Raw genomic sequence first — 16,185 nt, 5'->3', positions numbered from 1 at the left:
ATAATGGATATAATTAATAAGGTGATAAAAGATGAATAATGAATCATATTGGCAAAAAACAGTAAATATGCCTAGTTATCCTAGTATAAAGTGGGATGATTGTTATGATATTGTAATTGTTGGAGGGGGAATGAGTGGTATTACTCTAGCATATCGATTAAATAATAGTAATTTAAAGGTTGCATTGATAGAGAGTGATACACTTGCAAGTAAAACAACAGGTCATACAACAGCTAAAGTTAGTTATTTACATGATGTGCTTTGTGTTGATATATATGAGGCATATAATAAAAGTAAGGCAAAAGAATATTTTGATTCTAATTATGATGCGTTTCAAGAGATAAAAAGTATTATAGAATCAAATCAGATTGAATGCGACTTTAAAGAAAATATTGCTTATATTGAAGCTGAAGATGAACAAAAAAGTGTCAAAATTAAAAAACAGATTAAACTGTTTAAATCATGGGGATTAGATGTTATTGAAGGTGATAATGCTAAACATACATCTATGGGTTTACATAATCAGGGGATTTTTCATCCATTAAAGTATATTGATGGATTATTGAAAAAATGTGATAAAATTGATATCTATGAACATTCTTTAGTAAAAGAAAAACAGGTTGTAGATGATAAGATTTATTTAAAAGTAAACGGATATAAAATTAATGCCAAAAAGATAATTTGGATGACTCGTTATCCACCTAATTTACAAAAAGGATACTTTTTTAAAATTTTACAAGAAAAAGAACATATTATTTATAAAGAAGAGGAACAAATTGACTATAGTTTTTTAAATATAACAACAAATTATTCTAAAAGACCAATAGATAATAATGCGATTTTAGAAATAAAACAAAAATTTGCTGAAAATAATTTATATTGGTATGCCCAAGATAGTGTCCCACTGCGAAAGATACCATATATTGGAAAAATTAATGATAATGAATTTGTTGCTTATGGTTATAACAAATGGGGTATGACTTTGAGTCATGTAGCAAGTAAGTTAATTTATGAATTAATTATAAATAATGATAGTAAATATGCTGCTTTATATAGTCCAGGATATGGTAAATACTTATCTTCTAAAGATGATATAGTAAAGTTAGTTAAAAATAATTATCATGGTATGATTAAAAATCAAATTCTAGCAACAAAAGAACTAAAATTAAATTGTAATCAAGGTAAAGTAATAAGATATCAGGGACGATTAGTTGCAATCTATAAAGATAGTCGAAAAAGATATTTTTATTTTTCACCATATTGCCCACACTTAAAATGTGTAATAGAATTTAATGAAAAAGATCAAACATGGAATTGTCCTTGTCATGGATCTATTTTTGATTGCTATGGTCATTTAGTGAGTGGACCTTCAACTAAACCGTTAAAGAGATACTAAAAACCACATATTATGTGGTTTTTAAACTATTAATAATATCTTATATATCTTTTTTGCGTTTCAACATCTCTTGATATGAATAAATACAACCACAATAATTTTGGCGATAAAGATTGTAACTATCAGCAAATTTAACTGATTTTAGATAACCATTATTTTTCTTAAAGTCGCTAAATAAAAACTTGGTTTTATCTTGAGGATAACTAGCTCCTATCTCGTTGATCCACTGACTGTTTTTATGTGGTGAAACACTTAAAACAGTGGTCCAATAATCAAAATGATTATTAATTGCATATTTAAAAGCTTGTTTCATTCTTTTTTGATAACAAAGATAACAACGTTTTCCTCCCTCTGGTTCATCTTTGTAGATAGAAATTTGTTCAAGATATCTTTTTGGTAAATATGGGTCTTCAATAACCTTAATGTGATGATTAAAATCTTGATTGAATTGACTTATAAAAGCTAATAATTCTTGATAACGACGTTGATATTCTTCGGAAGGGTATATATTAGAATTAGAATAATATATAGTAATATTAAAGATATCAGCAATTTCTTTAATCACATTACCACTACATGGACCACAACATACATGTAAGAGTAAAGATGGTTTAGTATCTTTTATTTTTTGTAATTCTTCTTGGAATTTTAGATTATAGTTTATTTTCATATAATAATTATAACATATGGCAGACGTTGTCCGCATCCTAATTTGTAAAATAAAAGTCAAAACATCACTCCTTTTTTATTGTATAATTTATATATACTGATCATATCGGAGACTACTGGGTCGTTTGACCGTTCTCCCCTGTTTTTAGTTAGGAGGTTGTTTTGACATGAATATCATAGAACATTATTGCGATAAAATCAATGGGGTTTTATCTTCTTTTGATCGTATTATTATCAACGGATATATTTTATCCCTTCAAAATCCTCGTCAGTTTTTATTCTTTCTTATTTCTAATTCTGTTAAGCTTGTTGATTTCCATTCTTTTGCAAAGCAGCAGACTGATTCTTTATGTTTACATATTGACTCTTATGCCAATGACTGTGGTGTTGATATTACTTATTTATCTTCACCTAAAACTAATAAAGATGAACTTGCTCGTGCCGCTTTTGACAAAGATCCTTCTAGGACCGGTTTGATTGCTGCTTTTTCATCTGTTGAGCTTTGTCGTACCATGACTGTTGTTTCCAATCATCAAACTCTAAAACTGGAAACTGCCTCTCGTCAAACCAAATGCAAGCATTACTATCTTTACTATAATGACGAAGAGTTTGGATGGATGTTTATTAAGATTCAAACATGGTTTCCCTATAACGTACAGTTATATATTAACGGCAGGGAATATCTTTCTAAGCTGTTTGACAAAAACGGTATTAATTATCAAATGTATCATAATTCATTTTCTTTTATTGATGATTTCGACAAGGCTCAAAAAATCGCCAATGATATCCTCAATAAAAAAATATCTTCTTCATTTGACGGAATGATCAAAAAGATTAATGTTCATCTGCCTGTTATAGAACAAACAATGGGGCATAGTTATTACTGGTGTCTTGATCAGTGTGAGTTTGCGACCGATATAAACTTTAAAAAGAGAGAAGATTTATCAATCATATATAAAAAACTGGTCGAAACGTCATATTTTGCTTTTAACTGTCATGATATCTATTCATTCTTTGGACGAAAGGTTGAGTATATAGGAAGATTTAAAGGAGAGATTATTTCCGATTTAAGAAACAGTAACCAGGGTTTCCGAATAAAATTCAAAATGAATAAAAATCAGATTAAGATGTATGATAAAGGGAATAATCTTAGAATTGAAGTTACAATAAACAATCCTGCTGAATTTAAAGTTCTAAAGAATGATGATGAAAGTGGCAGTAGGAGATGGAAGCCGATGGGCAAGAGTATTGCCAATCTGTATCGCTACAGTGAAGTTAGTGGATCAGTTACTAAAAGATTTATAGAAGCACTGCCGACAGTAGATAGGGATATTTTCACATTAAAGGAAATCAAAGAAGTCTCGAAAGCTAAAGAAGTAAACGGCAGAAGATATTCTGGATTTAATCTGCTTAATGAAAGTGACCTTAAACTGTTTAAAGAGATATCAGACGGGAGTTATCTGATAAGCGGATTTAATAACAAACTGCTCAGAAAAAAACTATATGAAGACAGCGGCAATCAAAAGAATATTAATCGAATGACAAGGACATTAGCAAAATTAAGGAATCATGGAATAATAAAGAAAGTAGCTAGAAAAAATAATTATTATCTTACAGCCAAGGGCAGAAGAATAACCACCCGTCTCCAGCTGTATACAGGTAAAGAAGTACTTGCTTAAAACCTGTCAAAGCTGGGGGTAAGGGGGCACTATGTCTTCACATAGCAAAAACTTGTTATTTTTTATTGCATTTTCAATGCAATAGCATATTTTATTAAAAAATTTTTCTAAAAAATTATCTGCTTTACCTAATAAATCCAATTCAAAAGGGTGTTTCCACCAATTTTTTCAACAAGATGCTTAATTCTAATAACATTTATTATTCACTTATCTTTTCTATTAATTGTTTAAACCTTTTATATACAACTTCTTCAAAGATTATCTTGTCAATTGTTTTTAACTGCTTTTCATTTAGCGATAATACCCATTTCTCTTCTCTTATCCCATATCTTGCTTCAATTAGATCAATAGTTCTTTTTAATTCACCTTCAGCCAATCCTTTTTCATATATTTCCTGTTTTTCTGATTCGTTTGCTGCCCTGTTCAAATCTCTCTTATAATACATATCTCTTAACTTGGCTTCTTCATTAAACTTTTCTAACTTCTTTTTCATGATATTTATCACTCCCTGGTCTGTTAAACCAATTATATCATTATCTATTCCGTTTTTGAATATATACAGTGCCACTTCTATCCCTGTCATCCTTTTTAGTCCTTTCTGTTTCCTGATAATATTTATATATGGCAGTTGGACATAGCTTCTGGTTGTAAGATTATACTTTTCTACCATTCCTTCATCGTTGATACTTCTGTATGTATCAATAAGTTTCAGATTATCCTTATCAATATCATCTATAAAGATGATCTGATATACTGGATGTGCTGTTTCTGTATAATCTTTTCCCTTTTCCTTTTGTGATGCAAGTAAAGTAGCGCCATACTGCTGGAAACGGCAGTAATGACTTTTGGAAAAGGTGGAGTTCTGCATTTCAATATCAATGATATCACCATTAGTAGTTTTTACCTTAATATCAAGAACCATATCTTTATCATTTACATATTTAGGGTTAAGATCAGGATTAAGGACAGTGATTTGATGACATTTAATATTAAGGATATTTTCGATAAAGAGCTTTAACATAAAAATACAGTCAGGATCTAAGTCATCACATAATAAATACTTAAATAGAACATCATTTTTAAAATCATTACAAAATTGTTTTGACATAGAAAATACCTCCTAATACTATATACAAAGAAAATATTTATATTACTTTATATAAAACAAAAAAAGTAAGAAATGATATCTTACTTGATAATATTCTCTTGTTTCGATAAGAGTATTAGCTCTTTTTTGTATATTTAGTTAAGTTATTAAAAATATAATAGAATTTTCGTTAATTTAAATTTGTTTTTATGTAACTTTATAGTTTTATATAATAAGCATACTATCTCCAAAGCTAAAAAAACGATATTTTTCATTAATAGCTTCTTGATAAGCTTTAAAAATAAATTCTTTATTAGAAAAAGCACTGATTAACATTAATAAAGTAGATTTAGGTAAATGAAAATTAGTAATTAAGCAGTCAATAGCTTTATACTTATATCCAGGATAGATAAAGATATCAGTGTTTTCATGTGTAGCTTTAAATTTACCATATTTTTGCATATTTGCTTCTAATGTTCTTGTTGAAGTAGTACCAACAGCAATGATTCGTTGACCGTTATTTTTTGCTGCATTTAACTTTCTAGCAACATCAGGCTCAATCATATAATATTCACTATGCATATGATGATCAAGAACATCATCAACTTTTACTGGTCTAAATGTTCCTAATCCAACATGTAGCGTGACATCAAGAATTTCAATTCCCTTATCTTTTATTTTAGTAATAATTTCATCAGTAAAATGAAGACCAGCAGTTGGTGCAGCAGCACTTCCTTCGATTTTAGCATATACTGTTTGATAGCGATTTTGATCATTTAACTTTTCTTTAATATATGGTGGCAAAGGCATAGTTCCTAATTGATCCAAGATTTCATAAAATATTCCATCATAGATCATTTTAAAGACACGAATTCCTTCATCTTTAATTTCTATACATCTTGCTTTTAAAAGTCCATCGCCAAATTTAATAATCGTATCAACCTTAACGATTCGAGCATTTCCAACTAGACATTCCCAATTATCATTACCCTGGTCTTTTAATAATAATACTTCAACATGTCCATTAGTTTCTTCTTTGATTCCAAATAAACGAGCTGGAATTACTTTAGTATTATTTCTAACTAGAATATCACCAGGCTTTAAATAATCGATAAGATCATAAAAATGTTTATGTTCAATTGTTTGCAGCTTACGATTTAGTACCATTAAACGAGAAGTATCACGTTTATCTAGTGGAGTCTGAGCAATTAATTCTTCTGGTAGATTAAAATCAAATTCACTTAGTTTCATATTAAAAAGCCCTCTTATATACATCATGACCATATTTATTTAAGAACTCTTCTTTAAAGTCAAGTAAACGGTCTTCTTTAATTGCTTCACGAATATCTTTTGCTAATTGTAGTAAGAAATTAACATTATGAATAGATAATAATGTTTTACCAAATATTTCATCACATTTATGTAAATGACGAATATATGCTTTTGTATAATTCTTACATGCATAACAATCACACTCTGGATCTAGAGGGGTAAAATCATATTTAAACTTTTCATTATTAATATTTAAACGTCCTTGACTTGTCATAACAGCACCATGACGAGCTACTCGAGTAGGCAAGACACAATCATACATGTCAATTCCACGAATTGCACATTCAATTAAATCAATGGGATTTCCTACACCCATTAGATAACGGGGTTTATCTTCGGGTAACCATTTAATAGCATCATCAACCATTTTATACATAACATCTTTTGGTTCACCAACACTAGTTCCTCCAATTGAGTATCCAGGAAAATCCATTGCAACTAATTCTTTAGCACAATGTTCTCTTAAGTCAGGAAACTCACCACCTTGGACAATTCCAAACAGTGCTTGTTTATCAGTGTTTTTGTGAGCTTCTTTTCCCCGTTTAGCCCAACGGAGAGTTCTTTCCATACTATTTTTCATATATTCATAAGTACAAGGATAAGGAGCACATTCATCAAATGACATAATAATATCAGCTCCTAATTTATTTTGGATCTCAATTGCTTTTTCTGGTGATAAAAAAAGTGAGCTGCCATCAATGATACTTTTAAATTTTACACCTTCCTCTTCAATTTTTCGTGTTTTTCCTAATGAGAAAACCTGAAATCCACCACTATCAGTTAACATGGGGCCATTATAATTCATAAATTTATGTAAGCCGCCAGCTTGTGCAATTACATCTTCACCAGGGCGTAACCACAAGTGATAGGTATTTGCAAGAATGACTTGCGAATGCATTTCTTTTAACATTTCTGGGGAAATTCCTTTTACAGTAGCTAATGTTCCTACTGGCATAAACATTGGTGTTTCAACATCACCATGAGGAGTATGCAAAATTCCATAGCGAGCACCAGATTGTTTACAAATATGTTTTAATTCATAACTTATTGCTGCCATAATATCCTCCTTAAAGCAAGCATTATTATACCCTAATATTATTATAAATACAATTTTTGTTTAAAAATAAACTATCTTGCTAAAGATTGCTTTTAGCTGTATTTTATTAAAATAAAAAAAGTAGTTTATAAATTTCTCATTATATATTTTTGATAAGATGCTAAGGATTCTTTTAGTCTTCTTTTACTTATTAAAAGATTAGTTTTATTTTTTATAATTACATTTTTATTTTCAATTTGAGTTACATATTTCCAATGAACTAAATATGACTGATTGATCATATAAAAATCTGGAGAATTAATAATACTTTCAATGTTAGATAATTTATATTTAGTAGTTTCAATAGTATTATTAATCGTATGAATATAACATTTATGACCATAACTTTCACAATAAACAATATCTTTACAGTTTATATTAATAATATTATTTTTATCACGAATAGATATAATTTTATTTTCTTTATTAAGTTTAGAAATTAGATGTTTAATTGGTAGAATTAGTCCAACATCAAGATCTTCTTTTTTGATGAAATCATATGGATGAACACTAAAAGCATTAAATACTAAATCATATTTATTAGTAATAAAAATAATAATAGTATTGTTATGTTTCTGTAAATAGGTTTGTGCTAAATTAATACCATCTATGCTAGGCATATCAATATCTAAAAATAAAATATCATAATATTTATTCATTTCTAGTTGTTGAGGATTGTTTAAACATGTAAATATAGGAGTGATACCTTCATTATTAAAGATATGTTTAATTTTATTATAGATTATTTCAAGAATTTCGGTTTCATCATCAATAATGGCAATATTGTACAAAACTTTTCCTCCTTTACTAAGTGTTTATATATTATACACGAACAATAAGGAGATTGTCTAACATAGTTGAATTTGGCCTAAAAAATATTTTTTACCAAATATGTTGGATTTATGACCGAATTTGTAAAAATATAGATTATATATTATATTTATGCTATTTTAGGTACTAGGAGGTGATAATATTTGTTTGAATTCTTAGCAGAGAAAACAATACAAATATTAGAATCGTTAAACATAATATCCAAAAATCGTGCGATTTATAAATTTAGAATAGAAATTTTAATATCTATTCTTGTAGAAATATTATTAATAATGATAATTGGATTTATCCTAGACTGTTTTTTTGAAGCTCTTATATACAATGTGATTTTTCTTGTTTTAAGAAAATATACAGGGGGATATCGTTGTATAACACATTTGGGTAATATAAGTACATATGTAGCTTTTTTTGGATTATATTTAATAATGAAAGATTATTTTAACTTTTCGACAGTAGTACTATGTATAATCATTTTGATAATCGAAGGAATCATCGTTTACCTTTCACCGGTCCAGTCTAATAATAGAATATTAAATGAATTGGAACAAAAAAAGTATCACCTCTGTAGTATTACATTGTCTATTCTAATTAGTATTACATGTCTAATATTAAAGTTATTGAATAATTCATTATATACGATTCTAATATATTCGTTTTCTTTAGTTGCTGTTTTAATGGTTGGTGAAAAAGTAATTGATAAAATTGAATTATTAAATTATGTAAATTAATTTTTAAAATATTATTAATAAATTAGATAGATACTATAAACATTTGATTATTATTAAATGATTAAATGTTTTTTATTATTTTATGAAAATTAGAGTAGGAATTATCTTGTTGTAGAAGTATTATTATAATATTGTATACAAAAATATTGAATTAGCATTGTTTTTTTTGTTTAGGCAAGCTACAATGGGTAGGAATAATTAATGTAGGGGGAAATAGTATGTACAAGATTTTGAAAAAAGAAGTACTTAATGATGTTGTTGAATTAATGGAAGTTCATGCTCCATATGTAGCAAGAAAATGTGAGCCAGGGCAATTTATCATCTTACGAGTAGGTGAGGATGGTGAAAGAATTCCTTTAACAATTGCAGATTTTGATCGAGATAAAGAAACAATTACAATTATATATCAGGTTGTTGGGTATTCAACAAGAGAGTTAGCTAAATTAAATGAGGGTGATGAATTAACTGATTTTGTTGGACCTTTAGGAATACCTACTAAATTTCATGAGGTTAAACATGTAATAGGTGTAGCTGGTGGGGTTGGAAGTGCACCATTATATCCACAGCTTCGTGAGTTGGCTAATCGTGGTGTAGAAGTTGATGTGATTATTGGTGGACGTGAAGCACAGTATGTTTTATTAGCTGATGAGTTTAGAAAATTTTGTAAAAACGTTTATATAGCAACAGATGATGGATCTTTAGGTACTAAAGGATTTGTTACTACTGTATTAAGTGATTTGATTGAAAAAGGTGAAAATATAGATGAAGTAATAGCGATTGGTCCAGTACCGATGATGAAAGCAGTTGTCAATGTGACAAAACCTAAAAATATTAAAACATCAGTATCACTAAATCCAATTATGATTGATGGTACAGGTATGTGTGGCTGCTGTCGTGTTAGTGTTGATGGTAAAATAAAATTTGCCTGTGTTGATGGTCCGGATTTTGATGGATTACAGGTTGACTTTGATGAATTAATGATGCGTCAAAGAATGTTTAAGGAAGAAGAACATACAGTAAATGAAAATGCAAATCGGATGTGTAATTTAATGGGAGGTGCTAAATAATGCCAAATATGTCATTGACAAAAGTTACTATGCCTGAACAAAAAGCAGATGTAAGGAATAAAAATTTTGATGAAGTTGCTCTTGGTTATACTAAAGAAATGGCAATGGAGGAAGCAACACGATGTTTAAATTGTAAACATCAGCCATGCAAAAATGGATGTCCAGTTGGGGTACCAATTCCAGAATTTATTCAGGAAGTTGCAACAGGAAATTTTGAAGAAGCATATAAGATTATTACAAGTGAAAATGCTTTACCTGCTATTTGTGGTCGTGTTTGTCCACAAGAAAATCAATGTGAAGGTAAATGTGTACGAGCAATCAAGGGAGAAGCTGTAGGAATTGGACGATTGGAAAGATTTGTTGCAGATTATCATATGGCACATGGAAATGCTCCAGAATTAAAAATAGAAAGTAATGGTATTAAAGTTGCGATAATTGGATCAGGACCTGCAGGAATCACTTGTGCTGGGGAGTTAGCAAAAAAAGGATACCAGGTGACTGTATTTGAAGCGCTTCATAAAACAGGTGGGGTTTTATCTTATGGAATTCCAGAGTTTAGATTACCTAAAGATTTAGTCCAAAAAGAAGTTGATAGTGTGGCTGCTTTAGGTGTTAAATTTGAAACAAACGTAGTTGTTGGACGTTCAATTACAATTGATGAACTTCAAGAACAAGGATATCAAGGTATTTTTATTGGAAGTGGAGCTGGATTGCCACGATTCCAAAATATCCCTGGTGAAAATTTAAATGGGGTTTATGCTGCTAATGAGTTTTTAACAAGGGTTAATTTAATGAAGGGTTATGAGTTCCCTAAACATCCAACACCAATTAAAATAACTGATACAGTATGTGTAATTGGTGCTGGTAATGTCGCAATGGATGCAGCTAGAACAGCTAAACGTTTGGGAGCTAAGAATGTTTATATTGTATATCGTCGTGGGGCTCAAGAGGTTCCAGCAAGAGCTGAGGAAGTACATCATGCTAAAGAAGAAGGAATTATTTTTAAACTTCTAACAAATCCTGTTAAAATTGAAGGTGAAGATGGTTGGGTTAAATCAATGGAATGTGTTGAAATGGAACTTGGTGAACCTGATGAAAGCGGAAGAAGAAGACCAGTAGTTAAAGAAGGGTCAAATTTCATAATAGAAACAGGGACAGTAATTGTTTCTATTGGGCAAAGTCCAAATCCATTAATTAGACAGACTACACCAGGGTTAGAGACTCAAAAATGGGGTGGAATCATAGTTGATGAAGCTTCGATGAAAACAAGTAAAGATGGTGTATATGCTGGTGGTGATGTTGTTACTGGAGCAGCTACGGTAATTCTTGCAATGGGTGCTGGTAAAACAGCAGCTCAGGCAATGGATGAATATCTTTCAACAAAATAATAGATAATGTCTAAGCGTTTGCTTAGGCATTATTCATATTTTATAGAAATACTTTACTATTGATTGTGATAAGAATATTATTAGTATATGAATTTTTTAATAACTTAAAAAATAAAAGTTATTTGTTAGAAATATCGTAATACTAGATAGAAAGGAATAGAAGATTATTATGAAAGTATTAATAATATATTGTCATCCTTGTGATGATAGTTTTACTGCTAATATGAAAGATGAGTTTATTAAAGGGTTGAATGACAGTAATCATGAATACCATGTATTGGATTTATATAATTTAGAATTTAATGAAACTTTTAGTGAAAAAGAATATTTAAGAGAAGCTTTTTATAATGATAATTTAGAAATACCAGAAGATATTAAACAACATCAAAATTTAATTAATAAAAGTGATGCCTTAGTATTTATTTATCCCGTTTTTTGGACTGAGGCTCCAAGTAAATTGGTGGGCTGGTTTCAGCGAGTTTGGACATATGGTTTTGCATATGGTAAAAAGGCTGAAATGAAACAGCTATATAAAGTATTAATGCTTGTAACTATGGGCGGTGATTTAAACGAAACGATTCGTCGGCAGCAAGTAGAAGCGATGAAAGTAGTGATGTTAGGTGATCGTATTGGAAAAAGAGCTAAAATGAAAGAAATGATCGTATTTGATAGAATGTCACGTGATTATCCTGAAAGAGAAAATAATTATAATAATAATTTAAAGCGTGCTTATCAAATAGGAAAGGATTTTTAAAATGGGTAAAAAGTATTTTAAAAATATTCTGATTGAAAAGGTTCAAGCGGAATGATGTTGATGTAGTATATAAAATACTTTTGCTGAAATGGGGTAACCTCAAAACAATAGTTGTTGAAAGTTATTATTTTGATTGTTTGGGTACATATATACTTATTTTAAAAGATTGTGATCTATGTATTGAATAAGGGGAATGAAACTAATAATAAGGCAAGCTTTGGTTATTTACTGGAACATGATCATATAGAATAAAACTTACTTTAGAATGTAATTAAAAATACATGATATTACTAAAAAATGTTGATATTATATGGTTGCAACGAAAAGTTGCTAAAAATTTAATGGGTGCAACAGTTTGTTGGTAGTAAAAATATAATTGCTCATTTAAAATTATAGTGAGGTGATAATGATGAGTTTAAGTGAAAATTTAAAAGTATTAAGAAAACAGAAAGGATTGTCTCAAGAGCAATTGGCAGAGCAATTAAATGTATCAAGACAAGCTGTATCTAAGTGGGAATCTAATAATGGGATGCCAGAGATGGATTCACTGATTATCCTAAGTGAAATATTTGAATGTACTATTGATGATCTGTTAAAAAAAGATTTAACAGATCATGATCCAACTGTTAAACAGATATATGAAAAACATTATGATTTAATTGCTAAGGCATACTCTTTTGGAATTGTTTCTATTTTGTCAGGTGTTTGTGTGTATTTGTTTACGGAAATTTATTTCCCGGAAAATACTAAATATGAGTTTATTCCCCAAATTTTGTTTTTATTCTTTGTTTTAATAGGGGTGATTAGTTTTGTTTATTTTGGGATGATTGATTCTCATTTTGAAGAACGTAAAATAGAATTTGATGATTTTTATAGTGAAAATGAACGAGTGAGTTTTAATCAGACATATTCTTTAGCTATTGCTGTAGGTGTTGGATTGATTTTATTTGGAGTGGTTGTTCAGGTATTGGTTGATAATATATATAATGAGAGTTTAGCTAATGGCTTGTTTATGATATTTGTAACAATGGCAACTGGAATTTTTGTGTATTTTGGAGTGCTTAAGAGTAAATATGATCGTGTTGATCGTAATAAAATTATTGAAGAGGGAAAGAATAAGAAAGTATTTATGTATTGTGGAATCATTATGATGATTATAACAATAATTTATTTATGGTGGTCATTTGTGACTAATGCATGGAGTGTTTCTTGGATAGTTTACCCAATAGGGGGAATTGTTTGTGGTATAGTTTGGTTGATTTTTGAGGGTAAAGAAGAATAAATTAATGGAATACTTGATATTATTATTTTTTATTAAAATGTTATGATAGTAATTAATAGTATGAGATTATGTCGTAATTATTATAATGATAATTTTTTTAGTAAAATCTAGCTTTTTTATTATCGTGATAAAAAATACTACTAATTTTATTGCGGTTCGTGTATAATTGCAATAAAGGGGTGATTAATAAAAATGTATAAGTATCTAGAACCATATGCTGCAATGACGGAATTTTTAGGAAAAGCTTTAGGAGATAATGTAGAGATTGCATTGCATGATTTAACTTCAGAGGAACAAGAAATTGTTGCTATTGTTAATAATCATAATTCAGGAAGAGAAATAGGTGCAAAGTTATCTAATTTATCATTACATTATTTAGAAGAAAAACAATATTTAGATAAAGATTATGTGTTAAATTATAAAACGACAGGGGCAGATGGGAAATTAATGCGTTCGGCTACATATTTTATTAAAGAAAATGGTAAAGAAGTACCTGTAGGAATGTTATGTGTTAATGTAAATATATCAGATTTAGAGTATCTCACTTCAACGATAAAAAGAATCTTAGGGATTAAAGATGAAAAGGATATTGAATTCAAGATGGATAATCCAGTTGAGATTTTGTCTTCTCCTTTAGAGGAAATGATTGATATGTATATTAAGGAGTCGCTTGAGAAAATGGGCTTCCCTAGTTATTTTTTAGCAGAACGGTTAAATGTTGATGAGAAAATTAAAGTAGTAAAATATTTACAGGAAAAAGGAACTTTTAAAGTTAAGGGTGCAATTGTGTTAGTTGCTGAAAAGTTAGCAGTTTCAGAACCAACAGTATATCGTTATTTAAAAAAGATGGAAAAATAGGAGGATAAAATGAAAGAATTGGTTTATGTAAGTGGTCATAAAAATCCTGATACTGATTCGATTTGTTCAGCGATTGGATATGCTTATTTATTAAAAGCGATTGATCGTTATAATGCTATTCCAGTTAGATTGGGTGAAATTAGCCGAGAAACAGAGTTTGTTTTAAAAAAATTTCATTTAGAAATACCAGTGCTTTTAAAAACAGTTAAACAAAAGGTAGAAGATTTAAATTATGATAAAGTAACTGTTTTTTCTAAAGAACTGACATTAAAGACAGCATGGTCTTTGATGAAACAACAAAATTTGAAGTCAGCACCAATTTTAGATGATCATGGACAATTATTAGGGTTATTATCAACTTCAAATATTGTTGAAGGTTATATGGAAAAATGGAATAGTAGTTTATTAAAGGATGCACATACTCCAATTGAAAATGTAGTTGATACATTAGAGGCATCAGTGTTATATCTAAACCATGATTTAAAATTCATTGAGGGTGATTTACATATTGCAGCAATGCGTGGTGAAGAGGCAAAAAAACGTGTAAAACCAGGTGATATTATTATTATTGGTGGAGATCGTGAAGATGCTGTTAGCTCAATGATTGAAGCAAATGTATCATTGATTATTTTAACAGGATCTCTAGATGTTGAAATTGATGTATTAGATAAATTAAAAGAAAAAGGTATTAGTGTTATTTCTACACCTTACAACACTTATTTAACTTCACAACAGATAATTCAAGCTATTCCAGTAGAGTATATTATGCAAAAAGGTGATTTGAAGCTATTTACAACAGATGATACTTTAGATCATGTTAAAGAAGTCATGAGTGAAACAAGATATCGTAGTTATCCTGTGCTTGATTTAAATAATCGTTGTGTTGGAAGTATTTCTAGATTTGCTTTATTAAAAGGTTTAAGAAAAAAAGTCGTTTTAGTTGATCATAATGAAAGAGGACAATCAATACCAGGAATCGAAGAAGCTGATATTCTTGAAATTGTTGATCATCATAGAGTAGCTGATATCCAAACGATTGGACCATTATTGTTTAGAGGAGAACCGTTAGGTTCTACAGCAACTATTGTAACAAGAATTTTTGAAGAAAACGATATTGAAATTCCTGAATCAATTGCAGGAGCATTATTAGGAGCGGTTATTTCAGATACATTATTATTCAAATCACCAACATGTACACCTATTGACACTAAAGTGGCACGTAAATTAGCTAAAATTGCAAATGTTGATATAGAAACTTTTGCTATGGAGATGTTTAGAGCAGGAACATCATTAGCTGGTAAAACGGTTGAAGAGATTTTTAATCAAGATTTTAAAAAGTTTCCATTTGAGCAAGGAACAGTAGGTGTAGGTCAAGTTAATTCTATGGATATTGAAGGTTTTATGCCTTATAAAGCAGATATGCTTGAATATATGAATAAATTTGCAGAAGATAATCGTTTGGATTTTACACTATTGCTTTTAACAGATGTAATTAATGCTAATAGTGAAATCTTTGTAGCAGGTCCAAAATCATATTTAGTTGAAGAAGCATTTAATATTAAATTAAATGAACATCAGGCAACTTTAAAGGGAGTAATTTCTCGTAAAAAACAAGTAGTTCCTGCAATTACTGCAGTGATGAGTAAATAAGATGAGATTAGATAAATTTTTAAAAGTGTCACGAATAATTAAACGTCGTACTTTATCAAAGGAAATTAGTGAAAGTTCACGTGTTAAGGTAAATGGAAAAGTTGCAAAACCTAGTACTAAACTTCATGTTGGAGATGAGATTGAAATTGAATTTGGTCGTAGTCTTTTAACTATAAAAGTTAAAGAACTTCGTGAACATGTTTTAAAAGAAGATAGTGCAATGTTATATGAAATAATCAAAGAAGAACGAATTGAACGAGATATCTAGTTATTAGATATCTTTTTTATAATTAAAAGTATAATTTTTTTACATTCATAATGATTGAGAAATTAGGTAAATTGGTATACTATATATGGAGAGTTGAAAG

At 29.3% G+C, this 16,185-nt stretch carries 15 protein-coding genes; 10 read left to right on the top strand and 5 right to left on the bottom strand.

Annotated features, from left to right (window positions below; all coding sequences use genetic code 11):
* Positions 1-31 precede the first annotated feature (31 nt).
* Positions 32-1,396 carry an FAD-dependent oxidoreductase gene (locus tag BMW96_RS01780; RefSeq protein ID WP_092351903.1) on the top strand — a complete coding sequence of 455 codons (1,365 nt, stop codon included), beginning with the start codon at positions 32-34 and terminating at the stop codon, positions 1,394-1,396.
* A 40-nt stretch (positions 1,397-1,436) separates the two neighbouring features.
* On the opposite strand, the gene BMW96_RS01775 is transcribed toward BMW96_RS01780, so the two are convergent.
* Positions 1,437-2,066: an epoxyqueuosine reductase QueH gene (locus BMW96_RS01775; protein ID WP_092351902.1), complete on the bottom strand. Its 630-nt coding sequence runs from the start codon at positions 2,064-2,066 to the stop codon at positions 1,437-1,439.
* 166 nt (positions 2,067-2,232) lie between these two features.
* On the opposite strand from BMW96_RS01775, the gene BMW96_RS01770 reads away from it, so the two are divergent.
* On the top strand, positions 2,233-3,744 hold the full coding sequence (locus BMW96_RS01770; RefSeq protein ID WP_092351900.1) for a hypothetical protein: 1,512 nt from the start codon (positions 2,233-2,235) through the stop codon (positions 3,742-3,744).
* A 199-nt stretch (positions 3,745-3,943) separates the two neighbouring features.
* On the opposite strand, the gene BMW96_RS01765 is transcribed toward BMW96_RS01770, so the two are convergent.
* From BMW96_RS01765 to BMW96_RS01750, 4 genes are all read right to left on the bottom strand, one after another.
* Positions 3,944-4,852, bottom strand: a complete 909-nt coding sequence (locus BMW96_RS01765; RefSeq protein ID WP_092351898.1) for a PD-(D/E)XK nuclease family transposase — start codon at positions 4,850-4,852, stop codon at positions 3,944-3,946.
* A gap of 204 nt (positions 4,853-5,056) precedes the next feature.
* On the bottom strand, positions 5,057-6,082 hold the full coding sequence (gene queA, locus BMW96_RS01760) for a tRNA preQ1(34) S-adenosylmethionine ribosyltransferase-isomerase QueA (RefSeq protein ID WP_092351896.1): 1,026 nt from the start codon (positions 6,080-6,082) through the stop codon (positions 5,057-5,059).
* Between the two features lies 1 nt (position 6,083).
* Positions 6,084-7,220 carry a tRNA guanosine(34) transglycosylase Tgt gene (tgt, locus tag BMW96_RS01755; protein WP_092351894.1) on the bottom strand — a complete coding sequence of 379 codons (1,137 nt, stop codon included), beginning with the start codon at positions 7,218-7,220 and terminating at the stop codon, positions 6,084-6,086.
* A 125-nt stretch (positions 7,221-7,345) separates the two neighbouring features.
* The gene (locus tag BMW96_RS01750) at positions 7,346-8,050 is read right to left on the bottom strand and encodes a LytR/AlgR family response regulator transcription factor (protein ID WP_092351892.1); all 705 of its coding nucleotides are present in this window, start codon (positions 8,048-8,050) and stop codon (positions 7,346-7,348) included.
* Positions 8,051-8,233: 183 nt separating this feature from the next.
* Here BMW96_RS01750 and BMW96_RS01745 point away from each other — a divergent pair, with 183 nt between their 5' ends.
* The 8 genes from BMW96_RS01745 to BMW96_RS01710 all read left to right on the top strand — a co-directional run bounded on the left by BMW96_RS01745 (position 8,234) and on the right by BMW96_RS01710 (position 16,085).
* Positions 8,234-8,818: an accessory gene regulator B family protein gene (locus BMW96_RS01745; RefSeq protein WP_092351890.1), complete on the top strand. Its 585-nt coding sequence runs from the start codon at positions 8,234-8,236 to the stop codon at positions 8,816-8,818.
* A gap of 218 nt (positions 8,819-9,036) precedes the next feature.
* Positions 9,037-9,885 (top strand): sulfide/dihydroorotate dehydrogenase-like FAD/NAD-binding protein, encoded by an 849-nt coding sequence (locus BMW96_RS01740; protein ID WP_092351888.1) that lies wholly within the window; start codon positions 9,037-9,039, stop codon positions 9,883-9,885.
* Positions 9,885-11,273, top strand: a complete 1,389-nt coding sequence (gene gltA / locus BMW96_RS01735) for an NADPH-dependent glutamate synthase (RefSeq protein ID WP_092351886.1) — start codon at positions 9,885-9,887, stop codon at positions 11,271-11,273. The genes BMW96_RS01740 and gltA overlap by 1 nt, the downstream gene beginning before the upstream one ends.
* Positions 11,274-11,442: 169 nt before the next feature.
* Positions 11,443-12,027, top strand: coding sequence for an NAD(P)H-dependent oxidoreductase (locus tag BMW96_RS01730; protein ID WP_092351884.1), 585 nt, complete (start codon positions 11,443-11,445; stop codon positions 12,025-12,027).
* Positions 12,028-12,436: 409 nt separating this feature from the next.
* Complete coding sequence (locus BMW96_RS01725) at positions 12,437-13,309, top strand: helix-turn-helix domain-containing protein (RefSeq protein WP_092351882.1); 873 nt, start codon at positions 12,437-12,439, stop codon at positions 13,307-13,309.
* Between the two features lie 192 nt (positions 13,310-13,501).
* The gene (locus BMW96_RS01720; protein WP_092351880.1) at positions 13,502-14,167 is read left to right on the top strand and encodes a helix-turn-helix transcriptional regulator; all 666 of its coding nucleotides are present in this window, start codon (positions 13,502-13,504) and stop codon (positions 14,165-14,167) included.
* Positions 14,168-14,176: 9 nt separating this feature from the next.
* The gene (locus BMW96_RS01715) at positions 14,177-15,817 is read left to right on the top strand and encodes a putative manganese-dependent inorganic diphosphatase (RefSeq protein WP_092351878.1); all 1,641 of its coding nucleotides are present in this window, start codon (positions 14,177-14,179) and stop codon (positions 15,815-15,817) included.
* A gap of 1 nt (position 15,818) precedes the next feature.
* Positions 15,819-16,085 (top strand): RNA-binding S4 domain-containing protein, encoded by a 267-nt coding sequence (locus BMW96_RS01710; protein WP_092351876.1) that lies wholly within the window; start codon positions 15,819-15,821, stop codon positions 16,083-16,085.
* Positions 16,086-16,185: the final 100 nt, after the last annotated feature.

Source organism: Thomasclavelia cocleata (assembly GCF_900102365.1).
In the GTDB taxonomy this organism is placed as follows: Bacteria; Bacillota_I; Bacilli_A; order Erysipelotrichales; family Coprobacillaceae; genus Thomasclavelia; species Thomasclavelia cocleata.
This window is presented reverse-complemented; position numbering and strand designations above follow the sequence as displayed.

Excerpts from the sequence above, each read along its gene's own strand:
- BMW96_RS01715 (WP_092351878.1), top strand. The coding sequence starts at position 14,177 with ATGAAAGAATTGGTTTATGTAAGTGGTCATAAAAATCCTGATACTGAT.
- BMW96_RS01775 (WP_092351902.1), bottom strand. The coding sequence starts at position 2,066 with ATGAAAATAAACTATAATCTAAAATTCCAAGAAGAATTACAAAAAATA.
- BMW96_RS01710 (WP_092351876.1), top strand. The coding sequence starts at position 15,819 with ATGAGATTAGATAAATTTTTAAAAGTGTCACGAATAATTAAACGTCGT.
- BMW96_RS01740 (WP_092351888.1), top strand. The coding sequence starts at position 9,037 with ATGTACAAGATTTTGAAAAAAGAAGTACTTAATGATGTTGTTGAATTA.
- gltA (WP_092351886.1), top strand. The coding sequence starts at position 9,885 with ATGCCAAATATGTCATTGACAAAAGTTACTATGCCTGAACAAAAAGCA.
- queA (WP_092351896.1), bottom strand. The coding sequence starts at position 6,082 with ATGAAACTAAGTGAATTTGATTTTAATCTACCAGAAGAATTAATTGCT.
- BMW96_RS01730 (WP_092351884.1), top strand. The coding sequence starts at position 11,443 with ATGAAAGTATTAATAATATATTGTCATCCTTGTGATGATAGTTTTACT.
- BMW96_RS01725 (WP_092351882.1), top strand. The coding sequence starts at position 12,437 with ATGAGTTTAAGTGAAAATTTAAAAGTATTAAGAAAACAGAAAGGATTG.
- BMW96_RS01720 (WP_092351880.1), top strand. The coding sequence starts at position 13,502 with ATGTATAAGTATCTAGAACCATATGCTGCAATGACGGAATTTTTAGGA.
- tgt (WP_092351894.1), bottom strand. The coding sequence starts at position 7,220 with ATGGCAGCAATAAGTTATGAATTAAAACATATTTGTAAACAATCTGGT.
- BMW96_RS01770 (WP_092351900.1), top strand. The coding sequence starts at position 2,233 with ATGAATATCATAGAACATTATTGCGATAAAATCAATGGGGTTTTATCT.
- BMW96_RS01780 (WP_092351903.1), top strand. The coding sequence starts at position 32 with ATGAATAATGAATCATATTGGCAAAAAACAGTAAATATGCCTAGTTAT.
- BMW96_RS01765 (WP_092351898.1), bottom strand. The coding sequence starts at position 4,852 with ATGTCAAAACAATTTTGTAATGATTTTAAAAATGATGTTCTATTTAAG.